This is a genomic window from Persicobacter psychrovividus, from assembly GCF_036492425.1.
Classification (GTDB): Bacteria; Bacteroidota; Bacteroidia; order Cytophagales; family Cyclobacteriaceae; genus Persicobacter; species Persicobacter psychrovividus.
In genome coordinates this window covers 257,958-274,725 of sequence record NZ_AP025292.1, presented here as the reverse complement: position 1 = coordinate 274,725, position 16,768 = coordinate 257,958, and the positions used below count along the sequence as shown (strand labels likewise).

Sequence of the window (16,768 nt, the reverse complement as noted above, 5' to 3'; positions counted from 1 at the left end):
AATATTCGAAGAAAGTTCCCTTTAACAAAATATTAGACTGTCATTTATTAGTTACTCAATGTTATCTTCGGATACATTCCATAAACCTCCATTTTTAAAATTATGTACGAAACGTTAAAGCCCGTATTGGAGCAAGAACTTCAGGCAATAAAAGACGCTGGTCTTTACAAATCTGAACGTATTATTACTACTCCACAAGGAGCGGAAATAAAAACTACTGAAGGCAAAGAAGTCATCAATTTTTGTGCAAACAACTACCTTGGCCTTTCTTCACACCCACGTGTTATTGAAGCTGCCAAGAGAACAATCGACACCCACGGTTTCGGTTTATCCTCTGTACGTTTTATTTGCGGTACTCAGGACATCCATCGTGAGTTAGAGCAAAAGGTGGCCAAATGGTTGGGAACCGAAGATACGATCTTATATGCAGCGGCATTTGATGCCAATGGTGGGGTATTCGAACCGCTTCTTGGCCCTGACAGTGCCATTATTTCTGATGCCCTGAACCACGCTTCGATCATTGATGGCGTGCGTTTGTGTAAAGCAGCACGTTACCGCTACAAGCACAATGATATGGCGGATTTGGAAGAGCAACTGAAAGCATCCCAGGACGCCAAACACCGCATCATCGTTACAGATTCTGTATTCTCTATGGACGGTACCATTGCCCAGTTGGATAAAATCTGTGATTTGGCCGACAAATACAAAGCTTTGGTGATGGTGGATGAGTGCCACTCTTCAGGCTTCATGGGTAAAACAGGAAAAGGAACGCATGAGCACTGCGATGTAATGGGCAGAATTGACATCATCACAGGTACTTTCGGTAAAGCTTTGGGAGGCGCTTCTGGCGGTTTCACTTCAGGTCGTAAAGAAATCATCGACATGTTGCGTCAGCGTTCGCGTCCATATTTGTTCTCCAACACGTTGGCACCAAGTATTGTTGGGGCATCGATCGAAGTGATCGACATGTTGGAAGAAAGCACCGAATTGCGTGATAAAGTTTGGGAAAACGCCGCTTATTTCCGTGAAAAAATGACGGCTGCAGGTTTCGATATCAAACCAGGTAACCACCCAATTGTTCCTGTGATGTTATACGATGCACCATTGGCACAACAATTCGCTGCTGACCTTTTGGAAGAAGGCATTTATGTGATTGGCTTCTTTTACCCTGTCGTACCGCAAGGCCAGGCACGTATCCGTACGCAAATCTCGGCGGTTCATGAGCGTGAGCATTTAGATAAGGCAATTGCTGCTTTCACTAAAGTAGGTAAGAAATTGGGCGTGATTAAATAAGCCATTTCACGACGAAAATTTGATCAGGCCACCTTGCTGCATTTCAGTAGGTGGCCTGATTTTTTTTATGCCTTTTCATTATTTGTTACTATTGAGTATATTGTTCAAAATCGGACAGTAGTGTTCACTATCGCTCACAAAAGTGTCCGCTAAAGGCACACCTAACCCGCTGCACGATGCCACAGCCGCCTTTTTCTTTTTGGCATTGTCTTGGGAATAAATATTACAAATAACAAAACCATGATGGACGACAAAGCATTAGGCAAAATTTTAGTCATTGATGACGATGAAGATGTATTGTTTGCAGCAAAGATGTTATTGCGTAAGCACGCTAAAGAAGTCATTATCGAGAAAAATCCTAAAAAAATCCCTTTCCTGCTGAATAATGACACCTATGATGTCATTATGCTCGACATGAATTTCAGCCGAGACACCACCTCGGGTAAGGAGGGTTTTTATTGGCTCGAACATATTCTGGAGCGAGATGCCAATGCGGTTGTAGTCCTGATCACCGCGTTCGGAGATGTAGAAATGGCGGTAAAATCACTGAAAGAAGGCGCCACTGACTTTGTCCTCAAACCATGGCAAAATGAGAAGCTGTTGGCCACGCTGACTTCCGCCATGAAACTGCGGAAATCCTACGAACAGGTTGACACCCTCCGCCAGACCAACCGTCAGCTGCAAGCTGCCCAGCAGGATAACTTCGGGCAGATGATCGGCGACAGCCCTGCAATGAAAAATGTCTTCAATATCATCGATAAAGTAGCAGGAACCGATGCCAATGTTTTGATCCTCGGTGAAAATGGTACTGGAAAGGAACTTGTGGCCAGGGAAATCCACAACCGCTCGCTGCGCAAAAAAAATATCTTTGTTAATGTGGACATGGGCGCCATCACCGAAACCCTTTTTGAGTCCGAGCTATTCGGGCATAAAAAAGGCGCCTTTACCGATGCCAAAGACGACCGTGTTGGGCGATTTGAAATGGCCAACAAAGGCTCTCTGTTTTTGGATGAAATCGGGAACCTGAGCATGCCACTTCAGTCCAAACTATTAACAGCCCTTCAGCGACGGGAAGTTACACGAATCGGCAGCAACAAATCTATCCCGATTGATATTCGGCTGATTGCGGCCACCAACATGCCTATTCATGATATGGTGCACCAGAGTGGCTTCCGACAGGATTTGCTTTACCGAATCAATACGGTGGAAATTCACCTGCCGCCACTGCGCCACCGACAAGAAGACATTCCCACTTTGGCGAATTTCTTTACGGAAACCTACAGCAAAAAATATCAAAAGGCAGGCATCAGCATCGACGATGCGGGGCATCAGAAACTCAAGGCATATGCCTGGCCAGGAAATATCCGCGAGCTTCAGCATGCCATCGAACGGGCGATTATCATGTGTGATAATGCGTTTCTGACAGATCAAGACTTCTTCTTTTTACAGCAAAGCATCCATAGCATTAAGGAAGAACCTGCTGCCACTCCTGCCAATTTCAACCTGGACGATGTAGAGAAAACAGTCATTCAGCAAGCCATTGACAAACATAGCGGGAATATCTCACAGGCAGCGAAAGAACTTGGCCTCACCCGCGCCTCCCTTTACAGACGACTACAAAAATATGGAATATAAATCCTTCAAGCAGGAAGTCTTTCTGCGCATTATTGCCCTGAGCATTTCCATTTTCGGCCTTGCCTTTATGGTTTTTAAAAAGGATGCCATACTGTCTTCCATGTTATTGCTGGGATTAATCGGCCTCCAGGTCGTATTATTTATTCGCATGGTGGAAGACATCAATAATGTGATTGAAAAATTCAACAGCCTGAAAAATCAGCCTAATTCCAAATTTAGATTTCCGAAGCTCAAGGATAACAGCTACCTGACCTCGCTCTACCATTCCTTCAATAACTTTTTAGACGAGTTTAGAATGGAGCCGCAAGAACAACAGGGCAAATATCATTACCTGAAAAATATTGTTCAGCATGCTGGTATTGGACTGATCTCCTTCGACTCCAAAGGGCAGGTGGAGATCTGTAATGCCGAAGCTAAAAATTTACTGGGGATTGATAAGATCAACCATATTTCTGCCCTGGGCGCCGAACACCCTGCACTACGACAGCAAATCAAGAACCTCAAGACTGGCGGGCGGAGCCTGGTGAAAATCATCAAAAACAGTGAAACCCTCAACCTCTCTTTATTGGCCATTGAACTGACCCTGAACGGGGAGAATTTCAAGCTGATTTCCTTTCAGAACATTCAGTCTGAACTGGATCAGAATGAGATGGAAGCCTGGCAGAAGCTGGTACGGGTACTGACCCATGAGATCATGAATTCGATCACGCCGATTTCTTCCCTGGCCTCCACAATTGAAGGTGATATTGTACAGACCCTCGATAATTGTGAGGACGATGCCAGCCACTGCGCCTATCCCATCGAAGACCTCGAAGATTTACAGATGGCCGTCCGCACAATTCAGAAACGTGGAAAAGGCTTGATTCAGTTTGTTACAGATTTCCGAAGCCTGACCAAGGTACCATTGCCTGACAAGCAAACCATCAGTGTGCGGGCATTGTATGACGAAAGTGCCAAGCTGATGGAGCATGAAACCTGCGCCAAAAATATTCAGATGGACATTCAGATCATTCCTGATGACCTGAAAATTAATGCCGATGCTCAGCAATTACAACAGGTGCTGATCAACCTGTTGCTGAATGCTTGCCATGCCATTTCGGAATATGGAAAAATCATGCTTTCTGCCACAAAAGACGATAAGTATACCTACCTGAAAATCACCGACAATGGTTGTGGTATAGAAGAGGAAGCCCTGACCAAAATTTTCATCCCATTTTTCACCACCAAAAAGAACGGTTCGGGCATTGGACTGGCACTTTCAAGGCAGATTATCCGTCAGCATGAAGGCAACCTTTCCGCAGTTTCTAAAGAAGGGGAGGGGACTACATTCACGATCCGTCTGAAAAATTACGAGCTTTAATCTTTCCCACTTTCAACATCAAAAAGCCAACACATGCGCTTCATTTTCCTGGTACAGATTGAAGGGCGAGGGCACATGACCCAAGCCATGCAAATGAAAAACCTGCTTGAAAGGGCAGGGCACGAGGTGGTACATGTGTTTTTGGGAAAAGGAAAGCGAAGAGCTGCCCCCCCTTATTTTGAACCGCATTTTACGTGCCCAGTAGAGCGGATCCACAGCCCCAACTTTATCACTGACCGCCACCGAAAACGAATCCGTGTGGTTCGGTCTGCCCTGAAATCATGCCTGTATTTGGGGCAATATTTTCGCAGTTGCCAACGCATTCATCAGGTCAGCACCGAGAAAAAAGCCGATGCCATCATCAGTTTTTGTGATTTCCTCGGTGGGTGCTACCAGAAGCTCTTTCAGCCCAAATCGAAACTAATCACCGTCGGGCACCAGTTCCTGGCCACTCACCCCGACTTCCCACACTTACCACACCGACAGTTTGAGCGTTGGATGTATCAGCTGAGCAACTATTTTATGGGTTGGGGTGCCGACCTCAAAATTGCCCTTTCTTTTGCTCCTTACGCACCTTTGCCCACCGAAAGCAAGACCATCATTTGTCCGCCACTTTTACGGGACGACTTACCCACAGCAAGCCAGCATGCCGAAGACTATTTTCTGGCCTACGTCGTCAATGATGGTTACGCTGATGATATCATGACCTGGCAAAGCCAACATCCTGAGGTTTGTATTCACTTATTTTCTGATCGGAAAACATGGAAAGCCCCTCACTCACCTCAGCCGAACCTCACTTGCCACCCCTTGAATGCTTCGTCATTTCTCGAAAAAATGAGCCGATGCAAAGGGCTGATTACCACCGCAGGATTTGAGTCAGTAACAGAAGCCATGCACCTGGGCAAAAAGGTGTTCATGGTGCCCGTTGCACGCCAATACGAGCAAGCCACCAATGCCATAGATGCCCAAAATGCAGGGGCAGGAATTACCGCTGACCATTTTGACATTCAGTTGCTGATCGATCACCTGCAGGTAGCTGCCTCCTCAGAAAACCCTCAACGCCAATGGTTCAGCCTTGCTGAAGAACAAATACTAAAAGGCCTTGGCGGGCTGTGGCACAAGCGGGAACACCTTCGCATTTAATTTCTCGCAGGCTGTTGTTCCTTGCCTACAGATAAATATCCTTTAATTGTTATTTTTGAAGAATATTCGAAGTCAAAAGTAATTCCAATTGGTATATTTGTGTTCAGACAATCAAACAGAACACTATGGCTATTATTAGCAAGAAAAAAATAATATATCCTATATCAGACAAACTGCTTGGTTATTGTGATCAGCATGGTCGGCAGGCTGATTTACCCATTGCTTACGAGGACCTGTTGCGCTACGACAGCTCCATTCCACTCTTTGACGCACATGACAACGACACCCTCTGGGAGACCGTTTTCTTCCCTCCCAATGAGATGGAACACGTCCATTCGAACCTGAAATATATTTATGCGCTACTGAAATCTGATGGTGATGAGTCTGTCATCAGGCACTTGTATATCGATCGCATTGATGTATGTACCTACGGAAATACCCGCCCTTTCCGTATTCGTGTCGTTAACCGTATCAATGATCTTTTCGATTATTTTTATGTCAAAAGAGCCGATGCCTCCAGGGTTTACGGCCTTGAGCTCGAGCACCTGCTCTCGCCGAACAACATGACCTTTTTTGTGAATAACAACACCCTGATCGAGGAACACATTCAAGGAATGCCTGGCGACCAGTTTATGGCTGATTATATGACTGAAGGTCAGGTAAATGAGATTCGTCTGGCCAAAGAATTTGTAAAATTCAATGAGCGCTGCTTTGTTCGCCTACTCGGAGACATGCACGCCAACAACTTTGTGGTGGAGATTATCCCTGATTTTGATGAGGTGCACTATCGTATTCGCCCTATTGACTTTGATCAGCAATGCTATGAAGGTCGCAGGGTCATTTACCTTCCGCAGTACTTTATGCAAAACAACCCGATTATTAAACTCGGCATGAAGCACATTGAGCCAGAGCTGGAACTTCAATATCAAAAAGAAGAACGATCAAGAATGCGAAACCGAATTCGTGCGGCGCATTACAAAGTGGATCAGATTATCGACGTGATGAAGACCGACCATATCTCCAAGCCCGAAAATGTGATTACCCTGCGAAGTGAACTGTCTGAACTTTATAAATCCAAAGCCTTCCTGAAGTGTGAAAATATGGGCGAGGTACTTTACGAAAGCCTCAGTATGCTGTTCAAACAAAAGATCCGTCCGAGGGCTTAATCATCTATTGCCGCACACGGCCAACAGCATTACTTCCCTTGAAGAAAATTTTGTATTTTGCCACATTGAAAAGCAAAGGCTAAAAAAACCATACATATATGTTTACAGGAATTATTGAACAACTTGGGACCATCAAAGAGATCATCAGGGAGCAATCCAATGCCGTGATCAAGATTGAATCGGCTTTGGCTCCTGAGCTGAAGATTGACCAGAGTCTTGCCCATAATGGGGTTTGCCTTACGGTCACTGAATTGGATGGAAATACCTCTACGGTAGTTGCGGTGGACGAAACATTGAAGAAAACAGCACTCGGCCAGTTGAAGACAGGAGATTTCGTTAACCTTGAGCGTGCAATGGCTTCTGGCGGACGATATGATGGACATATTGTTCAGGGGCATGTGGACCAGATTGGTACTTGTACGCAAGTTCAGGAGGTTGACGGTTCGTGGTTATATGATTTTGAGTATGATCCTTCTACGGGAAATTTCTGTGTAGAAAAAGGCTCAATCACCATTAATGGGGTCAGCCTGACCGTTTTTAATACTGAAGAAAAAGGGAAATTCCGTGTCACCATCATCCCTTACACGCACGAGCACACCAACTTCAGAACATTGAAAGCGGGAGATACTGTAAACCTTGAGTTTGATATTTTGGGAAAATATGTCCAGCGACTTTTCGAAGGTGGTTATCAGGATTTTCTAATGGAAAAATTAAAATCAAAGCAATAAGAATCAGGTAAAAAAGCACCCTTTCCATAGGGCTGATGATTAAACCCAAGTAGCGCATAGATCTTTATTTAATTAAAAATCTATGCGCTTTTTTAATAAATTCAAGGATCATTTTGAGCTGACCTCCACGCAAGCTTCTGCTGTTTTGGCACTCCACATTCTGTTGGTTGCTTGTCTGTTTTGTGCACCAATCCTCAGTAAATCAAGTAAAGAGCTCGCCCAGTACGCCGGTATTATACCAACACCACAGCCCCCCACCGCACTACTGAAAATTAAAGAATCATTAAAGCAGGACAGCCTGTTTCTCTTCAACCCCAATGACGTTACCGACCTCCAAATGCGGCAATTAGGCTTTGCCCCCGAAAGCAGAAAACACCTCACCAATTACCGCAACAAAGGGGGACAATTTCGATATAAAAAAGACCTGCTGAAGATCACGAAAATTGACACCGCCATGCTCCACAAACTACAGGCCTTTGTGCAGCTCCCTGAGTATAAAACAAAATCAGCCAAGCTAAAATATAAGCCCTTTCCCAAACAGAAACCGAAAGCTAAAAAATGGACACTCGACCTCAATACCGCTGATGCCGAAGCCCTGCAAAAAATCCCCTACATAGGTGCCAAAAGAGCTAAAATTATCATTAATTATCGAAAGGCCCTTGGCGGCTACCACCATATCAGTCAGCTTGAGGAAGTCTATGGCATGGATGAGAAGAGTATCGCTTTCATTCACAAGCATGGGCGCATCGCCACCGTAAAAATCGCCCCTATTTCAATCAATCGAGCAGAATTTAAAGCTTTGCTTCGGCATCCATACCTGGAATACGAAATGGTAAAAACCATATGTAACCAACGCGAAGATTTCCCATTCACCAATATTGCCCACTTACAAAGCGTCCTTGAATGGGACGATCAAAAAACACAAATGGCCCGTCCGTATTTCAGCTTTGATTGACCCTTCTGACAAAAACTGTTATCTTGGCTCAACATCTATTTTTTAAAAAATGCAGTACTTTCAAACGACACTTCAGCTCAAAGAATACCCTCGCGGATTTCACCTGATTACCGATCAGATTATTCAGGCCATGCCGGAGATCAGACAAATAAAAACAGGGCTCCTTCACCTGTTTATTCAACATACATCTGCCAGTATATCGCTCAATGAAAATGCCGACCCGACTGTCCGTACCGACCTCGAAGCGTTCATCAACAAACTCGTTCCTGAACATACGCCATACTTCGAGCACACCTACGAAGGTCCCGATGACATGCCTGCACACATTAAAGCTTCATTAATCGGATCAAATATAACTATTCCAATAAAAGACGGCTCACTATGCCTCGGTACATGGCAAGGGGTCTATCTTGGCGAGCATCGGAATTATGGAGGGCAAAGGCGAGTTATGATCACGGTGCATGGTCAGTAAACGACTATTCTCTAACAATATGAGTAATTTCTGATACCAAAGAACTCCAATCCGATAAAAATCGAAAACATTAAAAGATTAAATCTTTAATGAGGTACTAATAATTGTAGAAGGTTTATTAATTTAAGGATGTTTTATTGGCTGAACTGCCAATGAGATACTACACCTTAGAATTTAAGAACCAATGATTGCATATATCCGAGGTCGTTTGGCCGAAAAAGAGCCTACCTATGTAGTAATTGAAACTGCAGGGATAGGTTATAATATCCGTATTTCACTGAATACTTATGATCGCCTAAAGGACCAAAAAGAGGAAGTTCGACTGGCCACTTACCTGCAGGTAAAAGAAGATTCACATACCCTGTTTGGCTTTTTCGACATCTCTGAAAAAAAGCTTTTCACCCAGCTGATCAGTGTTAATGGCGTCGGAGCAAATACCGCTATGGTCATGCTTTCTTCCATGGAAGTTAAAGCCCTAAAGGAGGCCATTGTAGCGGAGGATGTAAAAACCGTGCAAAAAATTAAGGGGATTGGCGCAAAAACTGCCCAGAGAATCATCCTTGAGCTTAAGGACAAATTTATTAAAGAAGGCCTGGAAGCGCCTGCTGGAGGCACTACAGCCAAAGGCTCACAAGTTCAAGAAGAGGCCCTGATGGCCCTGACCACCCTCGGCATTCCGAAAGCTACTGCCGAAAAAAGCATCGCGACGATCATCAAAAAGCATGGAAGTGATGTTACTGTCGAAGACATCATCAAATTGGCGCTTAAGAACTAACTTTTTTCAACTCACTTTTTTTAATCGATCCTGTATTGAAGCCTTTCCAAGATCAATTCTATCATTTTTTGGTGGTTGCCTTTATTGCCCTACTTGCAATCCCATTGGCCTCAGCCACTGCCACACCGCTGTTTCAGCTGGTGCAACAGGCAGATACTGTGCAGGCTGACAGCACCGCCAAAGATAGTATAGACCAAAAATACATTCCAAGAAGAACCCCTGACACCACCACTGAGGTGGACCGTCCTGGGGACCCTTTTTCCTCTTATCAGTCGGGCTCGCCCCTGTACCTCAAAGACCCTTCGAACATTAAGCTCGATGTGGAGCTTGACACGGGAAACAATTACACCATTTATGAAAAAATGGGTAACGTCAATTTCCGGCCGACCACCAATATGACTTTCGAGGAGTTTAATCGGTATAATGACGATAAAATTCAGACAGAATACTGGCGTGAACGCTCCAAAGGCCTCGATGGCGAAAGTGCCGTAAGTGGTCGCCAGCTGATTCCACCGATTTATGTCAGTCCAATTTTCGACAGAATCTTTGGCAGTAGCTATATCGATATTAACCCCAGTGGTTATGCCACCCTGGATTTTGGCCTGCGCTACCAGAAAGTCGCCAACCCTGCGGTACCTGTTGCACAGCAACGAAACGGCGGTTTTGAGTTCCAGAACCAGATCAGCATGAACGTTATTGGCGAAATTGGTGACAAACTGAAAGTTACCGCCAACTTCGATAACAACAAAGCCTTCAATTTCCAAAACGATTTCCGTGTGGAATACACGGGGCACAAAGAGGAGATCATTAAAAAAATTGAGATTGGTAATGTGAGTTTACCATCTTCAAACAGCTTGATTACAGGCGCCCAGAACCTCTTCGGGGTGAAAGCTCAATTTCAGTTTGGTAAATTATATGCCACCACTTTATTCTCTACCCAGCGGGGGAAAACCAACTCCATTGTTATTGAGGGAAATGCTGGTGGACAGGGGAAAAATTTCGAAATGGTCGCTTCGAATTACGATGAAAACCGAAACTTTTTCCTTGGGCAATTCTTCCGTTCCAACTTCGAAAAGTGGACCCGCGGCTTGCCTCAGGTGATTTCTGGGGTGAACATCACCAGGGTGGAAGTGTATGTACTGAACAGAAATAATGACACCCAGACCCTACGGAACGTCGCGGGAATGATGGACATGGCAGAGCCTGACCGCACCACGATGGGAAAACCTGACAACAGTTTCATTGCGCCGATTGTCCCAAGTTCACCGAATGACAACAGCGCCAATGCGATGTTCAAAAACCTGACCGCCGACCCCTCATTGCGTAATGCCGACACCTTTACCGATGCCATGATCGCCAAAGGGTTTGAAAATTCGGAAGATTTCGTGAAAATAAACGGTGCCAGAAAACTCGATCAGCAGGAATACACCATTCATAAATCACTCGGTTACATCTCTTTATTCCGCCGTTTGCAAAACGACGAAATGCTGGCCGTTGCCTACGAATACACTTACAATGGGCAAGCCTATAAAGTCGGTGAACTTTCTGAAGATTACCAGAACCGCCCCGACTCCGACCTGATCTTCCTGAAAATGTTGCGCCCCAACAAAATCAATGTTGAGGCCCCGACCTGGAACCTGATGATGAAAAACATCTACAACCTGGGTTCTTCTCAGATTGGGCCTGAAGGCTTTGACCTGAAGGTCATTTACCGAGATGACCGCACAGGAATTGATAACCCAAGTTTGCACGAAGGGTCACAAACCAAAGATATTCCGCTGGTACAACTCCTCGAGGCCGATCGCCTCAACAGGAACAATGACCCACAGCCTGATGGTATTTTTGATTACGTCGCAGACATCACCGTTTACCCCGAAACAGGGAATATCATGTTTCCCGTCCTTGAACCTTTCGGTGAAAAACTCGATAGCAAGTTCCTTCCTTCGGAGGACTTCCTGAAAGAAAAATATGTTTACGACGAACTCTACAGCAAAACCAAAGCCGATGCAGAACTGGAAAATGAAAAGAACAAGTTCTTCATTAAGGGTTCATTCCAGGCAGGTAGCGGATCCGAGATTGTGCTGCCGGGCATCGACATCTCCCCGAACTCGGTAAAACTCTCCGCAGGGGGAATACCGATGACTGAAGGGGTGGATTACACCGTAGATTACAATATGGGCAGGGTGAACATCACCAATCAGGCCATTCTTAATTCCGGAAAATCCATTACCATCACCTACGAACAGGCCGATTTACTCAACTTCCAGACCCGATCTTTATTGGGGACAAGAATGGACTACCGAGTAAGCGATAACTTCAATATTGGTGGTACTTTACTTTACCTCAACGAACGCGCGGTCGTGAGCCGTGTAGGTATTGGCGATGAACCCGTACGGAACGTGAAGTATGGTTTTGACCTGAGTTACCAAAATGAATCGCGGGCACTAACGCGCATGGTGGATGCACTGCCGCTGGTGCAAACCAAAGAGCCTTCATCAGTAAGTATCAATGCCGAATTTGCACAGCTGATTCCAGGCACATCCAATAAAGTGGATGGCTCAGGAACGGCCTATATCGATGATTTTGAAACCACCGTTACCCCTTATTCGATTTCCAACAACTGGTATCTCGGGGCCACGCCACGCACGGCTGATAACCGCTTCATTGAAGATAATGGCATCGATAAACTCGGGGTCAATTTCAAGCGGGCGAAACTGGCCTGGTACACCATCGACAACACCTTCTACCAGAGTAGCAGCAGAAACAAGCCTGCCAATATCTCTTCCGAAGATGTGGCCAATAACTATGTCAGGAATATTCCGCCGCAGGAAATTTTCAGAGAGCGGGACCAGACCCTGATCAATGCCAACATTTCAACTTTTGACCTTGCCTATTACCCTGAAGAAAGGGGCCCTTACAACTATAATCCAGACCTGACCAACGAAGGGCTGTTGAAAAACCCCGAAGACAACTGGGGGGGAATTACCCGTGCCATTACTTCAGATGTCGATTTTGATAAAACCAACATTGAGTACATCGAATTCTGGATGATGGACCCTTTCCTTGATGGCACCAACGGGCGGGTACTCGATGGCCGACTCAACGAAAACAATGAAACCGGCGGAGACTTGTTCTTCGACCTCGGAAGTATTTCCGAAGACCTGATGAAAGACGGCAAGCATGCCTTCGAGAACGGCCTTCCGCCTGATGGGTCTGCTGGTGGATTTGATGAAAACGAGTGGGGTAAAGTTACCACACAGCAATACCTTAACAATGCCTTCGACAACGACCCCAACTCCCGACAATTTCAGGATGTGGGACTTGACGGACTGAGAAATGAGGAGGAAGCCGAAAAGTTCAAAACCAACTTTCTGGACAGAATATTGGTCAGTGATGCCGTACGACAAGCCATTACGCAGGATGTTTCCGGGGATGATTTCATTCATTACCTTGACAACTCCTATACCGATCGCGATGCCAAAATTCTTGAACGATACAAGAATTTCAATGGCATGGATGGCAACTCCCCGATTCAGAACAACAACAATAATTTCTCTTCAGCAGGATCAGCATACCCTGACAATGAGGACCTGAACAACGATAACACCATCAGTGATCTTGAAGAATATTATGAATATCATCTACGCCTGAGAAAGGGAGACCTTGATATTGGTAAAAACCATATTGTCGATAAAGTCTCCGACCCATCCAAAGGGGTAAACTGGTATTTGTTCCGTATTCCTGTACGCCAGCCAGACAAAACCTTCGGTAACATTTCAGGCTTCAAAACCATCCGATTTATCCGTACTTATATGTCAGGCTGGAAACAGCCCGTGGTATTGCGTATGGCGAAATTCCAATTGGTAGGCTCGCAATGGCGTCGATATGAAAAAAGTCTTTACGATAACGGACTGGGTGAAATCCCTGAACCATTTGATACCGACTTTCAGGTATCTGTGGTAAACCTCGAAGAAAACTCTGTGGCTTCTGGCGAAAAAATCCCTTACCGTATTCCTCCGGGGATCAATCAGGATTACGACAATACCTCTGTCGTTTCCCGTCAGCTGAATGAGCAATCCATGCAACTGACCATTAAAGACCTGCAGAATAAGGACGCAAGGGGAGTGTTCAAAAACTCAGCCCTTGACCTGATTAATTATGGAAGGCTGAAAATGTTTGTCCATGGGCAATCGATCCAGCAAGGACAAACACAATCGGATCAATTGCGCGTGTTTATGCGGATTGGTACTGATTTAAGGCAGAACTATTACGAGGTCTCCTGGCCGCTGAAAATTACGCCAGCAGGCTCAAGCACCGCCGAAGAGGTTTGGCCTGAAGAGAACAACCTGGATATTGCCCTCGATCAACTGTATGCCGTGAAATCTGCCCGTAACCGTGCAGGCTTCGAGCAAAGTTTGCCATACACCACCACGGTGGACAAATACCAGATCACCATTGTCGGTCGCCCAGAACTGAGCTCGGGACAAACACTCATGCTTGGGGTAAGGAACCCTGATTCTGCCGACAGGATGTCCAAAGATGTTATTGTGTGGTTTAACGAACTGCGGGCCACCGATTTCGATCGGGAGTCGGGCTGGGCAGGTAATGTGCGCTTCAACACCAAATTGGCAGACCTGGGAACCGTTTCTGGCTCTACAAGCTATATGTCTACAGGTTTTGGAGGAATTCAGGATAATATCTCAGCAAGAACGCGGGAATCATCACTGAACTATGACATCGCCGCCAACCTGAATCTTGACAAATTTGGACTGGAACGTTTCGGAATCAGAATCCCGATGTATGTCAGCTACGAACACAGCAAAATGACTCCAAAATGGGATCCGCTCGACCCTGACATTCCGCTTGAAGCCTCTTTGCAATCTTTCGATACAGAGGCTGAACGTGACGCCTATCGCAAGAAAGTCGAAGACAATACCTTCCGTCGTTCTATTAGCTTTAATAACGTCCGCAAAGTAAAAGTCAAGGAAGATGCCGTTCCGCACTTATATGACATCGAAAACTGGGCGTTCTCTTACGCTTACAGCGAGATCACCCGTTCGAATGTCAATTTGGCGAACTACATCAACTTCAACCATAAAGTAGGGGTGGCTTATAACTATAATGCCAATCCCTTTATCCTGGAGCCATTCAAAAACACCAAATCACTGAGTTCCGACTGGCTGAAGCTCATCAAGGATTTCAATATTTCGCTGTGGCCTACAAGCATCAGTGTACGTGGGGATTTGGATCGGAGCTTTATCAGAAACCAATTGTATAACGACAACCTGACAACTGCAGGCATCGCCCCAACCTATGAGAAGTACTTCAACTTCAACAGGTATTATAATGTAAGGTGGGCCCTGACCAAAGGCTTGTCGCTGACGTACAATGCACGGGCATTCTCTACCATTGACGAACCCGAAGGGGACATCAATACGCAGGCTAAACGCGACTCCATCAAGATGAACCTGCTGCGCCTTGGGCGTCTGAAATCGTTTGATCAGAACATTCGAGCAGATTACCGACTGCCGCTCGACAAGTTGCCGATCACCGACTTCCTGAATGCAGACCTGAACTACTCGGTGAACTACACCTGGACTGCTGGACCAGAAAATATTGAAAAGGAGTTTGACTTTGCCAACACACTGGCCAACTATCGCCAATATGGGGGAACGGGGAAAATCGACCTTGTAAAGCTCTACAATAAAAATAAAATGCTTCGCGAGATCAATAAACCCAAACGACGAAGACGTTCGAGAAGTACAACCCGTAAAATTGAAGCCGACACCATCAAGCCGCCTTCGGAACTGAAAGCCCTAAAAGGGGTACTCAGACTTTTGATGATGGTCAGGGATGTAAACGGTACCATCAGCTATACCGATGGTACCACGCTGCCAGGCTTCACCAAAACACCAGGCTTATTCGGGCAAGACTTCGGCACCGCATCGCCAGGCTGGCCATTTATTCTGGGTAGCCAGGATGCCGATATCCGTTTTATGCTTGCAGAACAGGGCTTACTTGTTGAAAACCCAAACCTGACACAACAATTCTCGCAAAATGAGATGGTCAATATGAACCTGAATGCTAACCTGGAACCTGTTAAGGACCTGAAAATTCGCCTGAACATGACCAAAACCAAGAGCTCCTACTTCCAGGAACTCTATCGATACGATGCGCAGTCGAATGACTTCCAGTCCCTGACCCCGTCAAGGAATGGTAGCTACTCGATTTCCTATTTCATGTTGCCCACCACCTTCTCCTCTTTTGATGAGAACAATATGGACAATGCCTTTAAGAACTTCGAGAATTACCGACAGACCGTCAAGGCAAGGCTCGATGCCCTGAACCCATCACAAAATGGGGAATACAACCTGAACTCTCAGGATGTACTGATTCCAGCCTTTATTGCTGCTTATTCAGGAAAAACGGCCGAAGAGGTAAAACTGAGCCCATTCCCGCAAATTCCTATTCCGAACTGGCGGGTGGATTATGCTGGCTTACGTAATATTCCAGCACTGAAAAAGATCTTCAGCTCTGTAAACCTGACCCACGCCTATACTTCAACTTATAGCGTGAACAGCTTTACCAACTCACTGAATTATTCTGATGGGCTCGACCTGTCGAACAATGTAGAGGATTACCCTTTTGCTTCGGAGATCGGGGAGGATGGTTTCTACATTCCTGTATATGTGATGGATCAGATTGTGATGACGGAAAAGTTCAGCCCACTGATCGGGGTGAATGTCAGGACGAAATCGAAAATCAGCGGTAAATTTGAGTACCGATGGGAGCGAAATTTAGCCCTGAATATTTCAAACACCCAAATGACGGAGATGAGGAATAAAGATTATTCCTTCGACCTCGGGTATACCAAAAGTGGCCTGAAATTGCCTTTCCGATGGAAAGGGCGGACCGTAGTGCTGGATAACGACCTGACCATGCGACTCAACTTTGTGGTCAGGAATACCGAAACATTACAGCGGAAAATCGACGATGTTTCTACCATTACCAATGGAAACATCAACTACCAGATCAGGCCTACAATCGCCTATGTGGTCAATAACCGCCTCAACATTCAGGCCTATTACGAGAAGACGATCAACGCACCGAAGATCTCCACTTCTTTCCTCAGAACCGCCACCAACTTTGGCGTTCAGGTGAGATTTAACTTCTCTCAATAATAAATTTCAAAAGCCACTGACCTCAAATTTGTTCAGTGGCTTTTTTATTGCCCCCCGCCC

10 protein-coding genes are annotated in these 16,768 nt (G+C 45.6%); all 10 read left to right on the top strand.

Annotated features, from left to right (window positions below; all coding sequences use genetic code 11):
* Window positions 1-102 precede the first annotated feature (102 nt).
* The 10 genes from kbl (at window position 103) to sov (ending at window position 16,708) form a co-directional block, all read left to right on the top strand.
* Entirely contained in the window at window positions 103-1,293 is a 1,191-nt protein-coding gene (gene kbl / locus AABK40_RS01190; protein WP_332919834.1) for a glycine C-acetyltransferase, read from the top strand.
* A gap of 243 nt (window positions 1,294-1,536) precedes the next feature.
* The gene (locus tag AABK40_RS01185) at window positions 1,537-2,928 is read left to right on the top strand and encodes a sigma-54-dependent transcriptional regulator (protein WP_332919889.1); all 1,392 of its coding nucleotides are present in this window, start codon (window positions 1,537-1,539) and stop codon (window positions 2,926-2,928) included.
* Window positions 2,918-4,288: a sensor histidine kinase gene (locus AABK40_RS01180; RefSeq protein ID WP_338397430.1), complete on the top strand. Its 1,371-nt coding sequence runs from the start codon at window positions 2,918-2,920 to the stop codon at window positions 4,286-4,288. The genes AABK40_RS01185 and AABK40_RS01180 overlap by 11 nt, the downstream gene beginning before the upstream one ends.
* 33 nt (window positions 4,289-4,321) lie before the next feature.
* Window positions 4,322-5,431 (top strand): glycosyltransferase family protein, encoded by a 1,110-nt coding sequence (locus AABK40_RS01175; protein WP_338397429.1) that lies wholly within the window; start codon window positions 4,322-4,324, stop codon window positions 5,429-5,431.
* Window positions 5,432-5,556: 125 nt separating this feature from the next.
* Complete coding sequence (locus AABK40_RS01170) at window positions 5,557-6,597, top strand: hypothetical protein (RefSeq protein ID WP_338397428.1); 1,041 nt, start codon at window positions 5,557-5,559, stop codon at window positions 6,595-6,597.
* A 98-nt stretch (window positions 6,598-6,695) separates the two neighbouring features.
* Window positions 6,696-7,325 carry a riboflavin synthase gene (locus AABK40_RS01165; RefSeq protein WP_332919838.1) on the top strand — a complete coding sequence of 210 codons (630 nt, stop codon included), beginning with the start codon at window positions 6,696-6,698 and terminating at the stop codon, window positions 7,323-7,325.
* An 82-nt stretch (window positions 7,326-7,407) separates the two neighbouring features.
* Window positions 7,408-8,280 (top strand): ComEA family DNA-binding protein, encoded by an 873-nt coding sequence (locus AABK40_RS01160; RefSeq protein ID WP_338397427.1) that lies wholly within the window; start codon window positions 7,408-7,410, stop codon window positions 8,278-8,280.
* Between the two features lie 49 nt (window positions 8,281-8,329).
* Window positions 8,330-8,752 carry a secondary thiamine-phosphate synthase enzyme YjbQ gene (locus AABK40_RS01155; protein ID WP_338397426.1) on the top strand — a complete coding sequence of 141 codons (423 nt, stop codon included), beginning with the start codon at window positions 8,330-8,332 and terminating at the stop codon, window positions 8,750-8,752.
* A gap of 184 nt (window positions 8,753-8,936) precedes the next feature.
* A complete protein-coding gene (ruvA, locus tag AABK40_RS01150) occupies window positions 8,937-9,527 on the top strand; it encodes a Holliday junction branch migration protein RuvA (protein WP_332919841.1) in 591 nt (196 codons plus the stop codon).
* A gap of 35 nt (window positions 9,528-9,562) precedes the next feature.
* Window positions 9,563-16,708, top strand: a complete 7,146-nt coding sequence (gene sov / locus AABK40_RS01145) for a T9SS outer membrane translocon Sov/SprA (protein WP_338397425.1) — start codon at window positions 9,563-9,565, stop codon at window positions 16,706-16,708.
* Window positions 16,709-16,768: the final 60 nt, after the last annotated feature.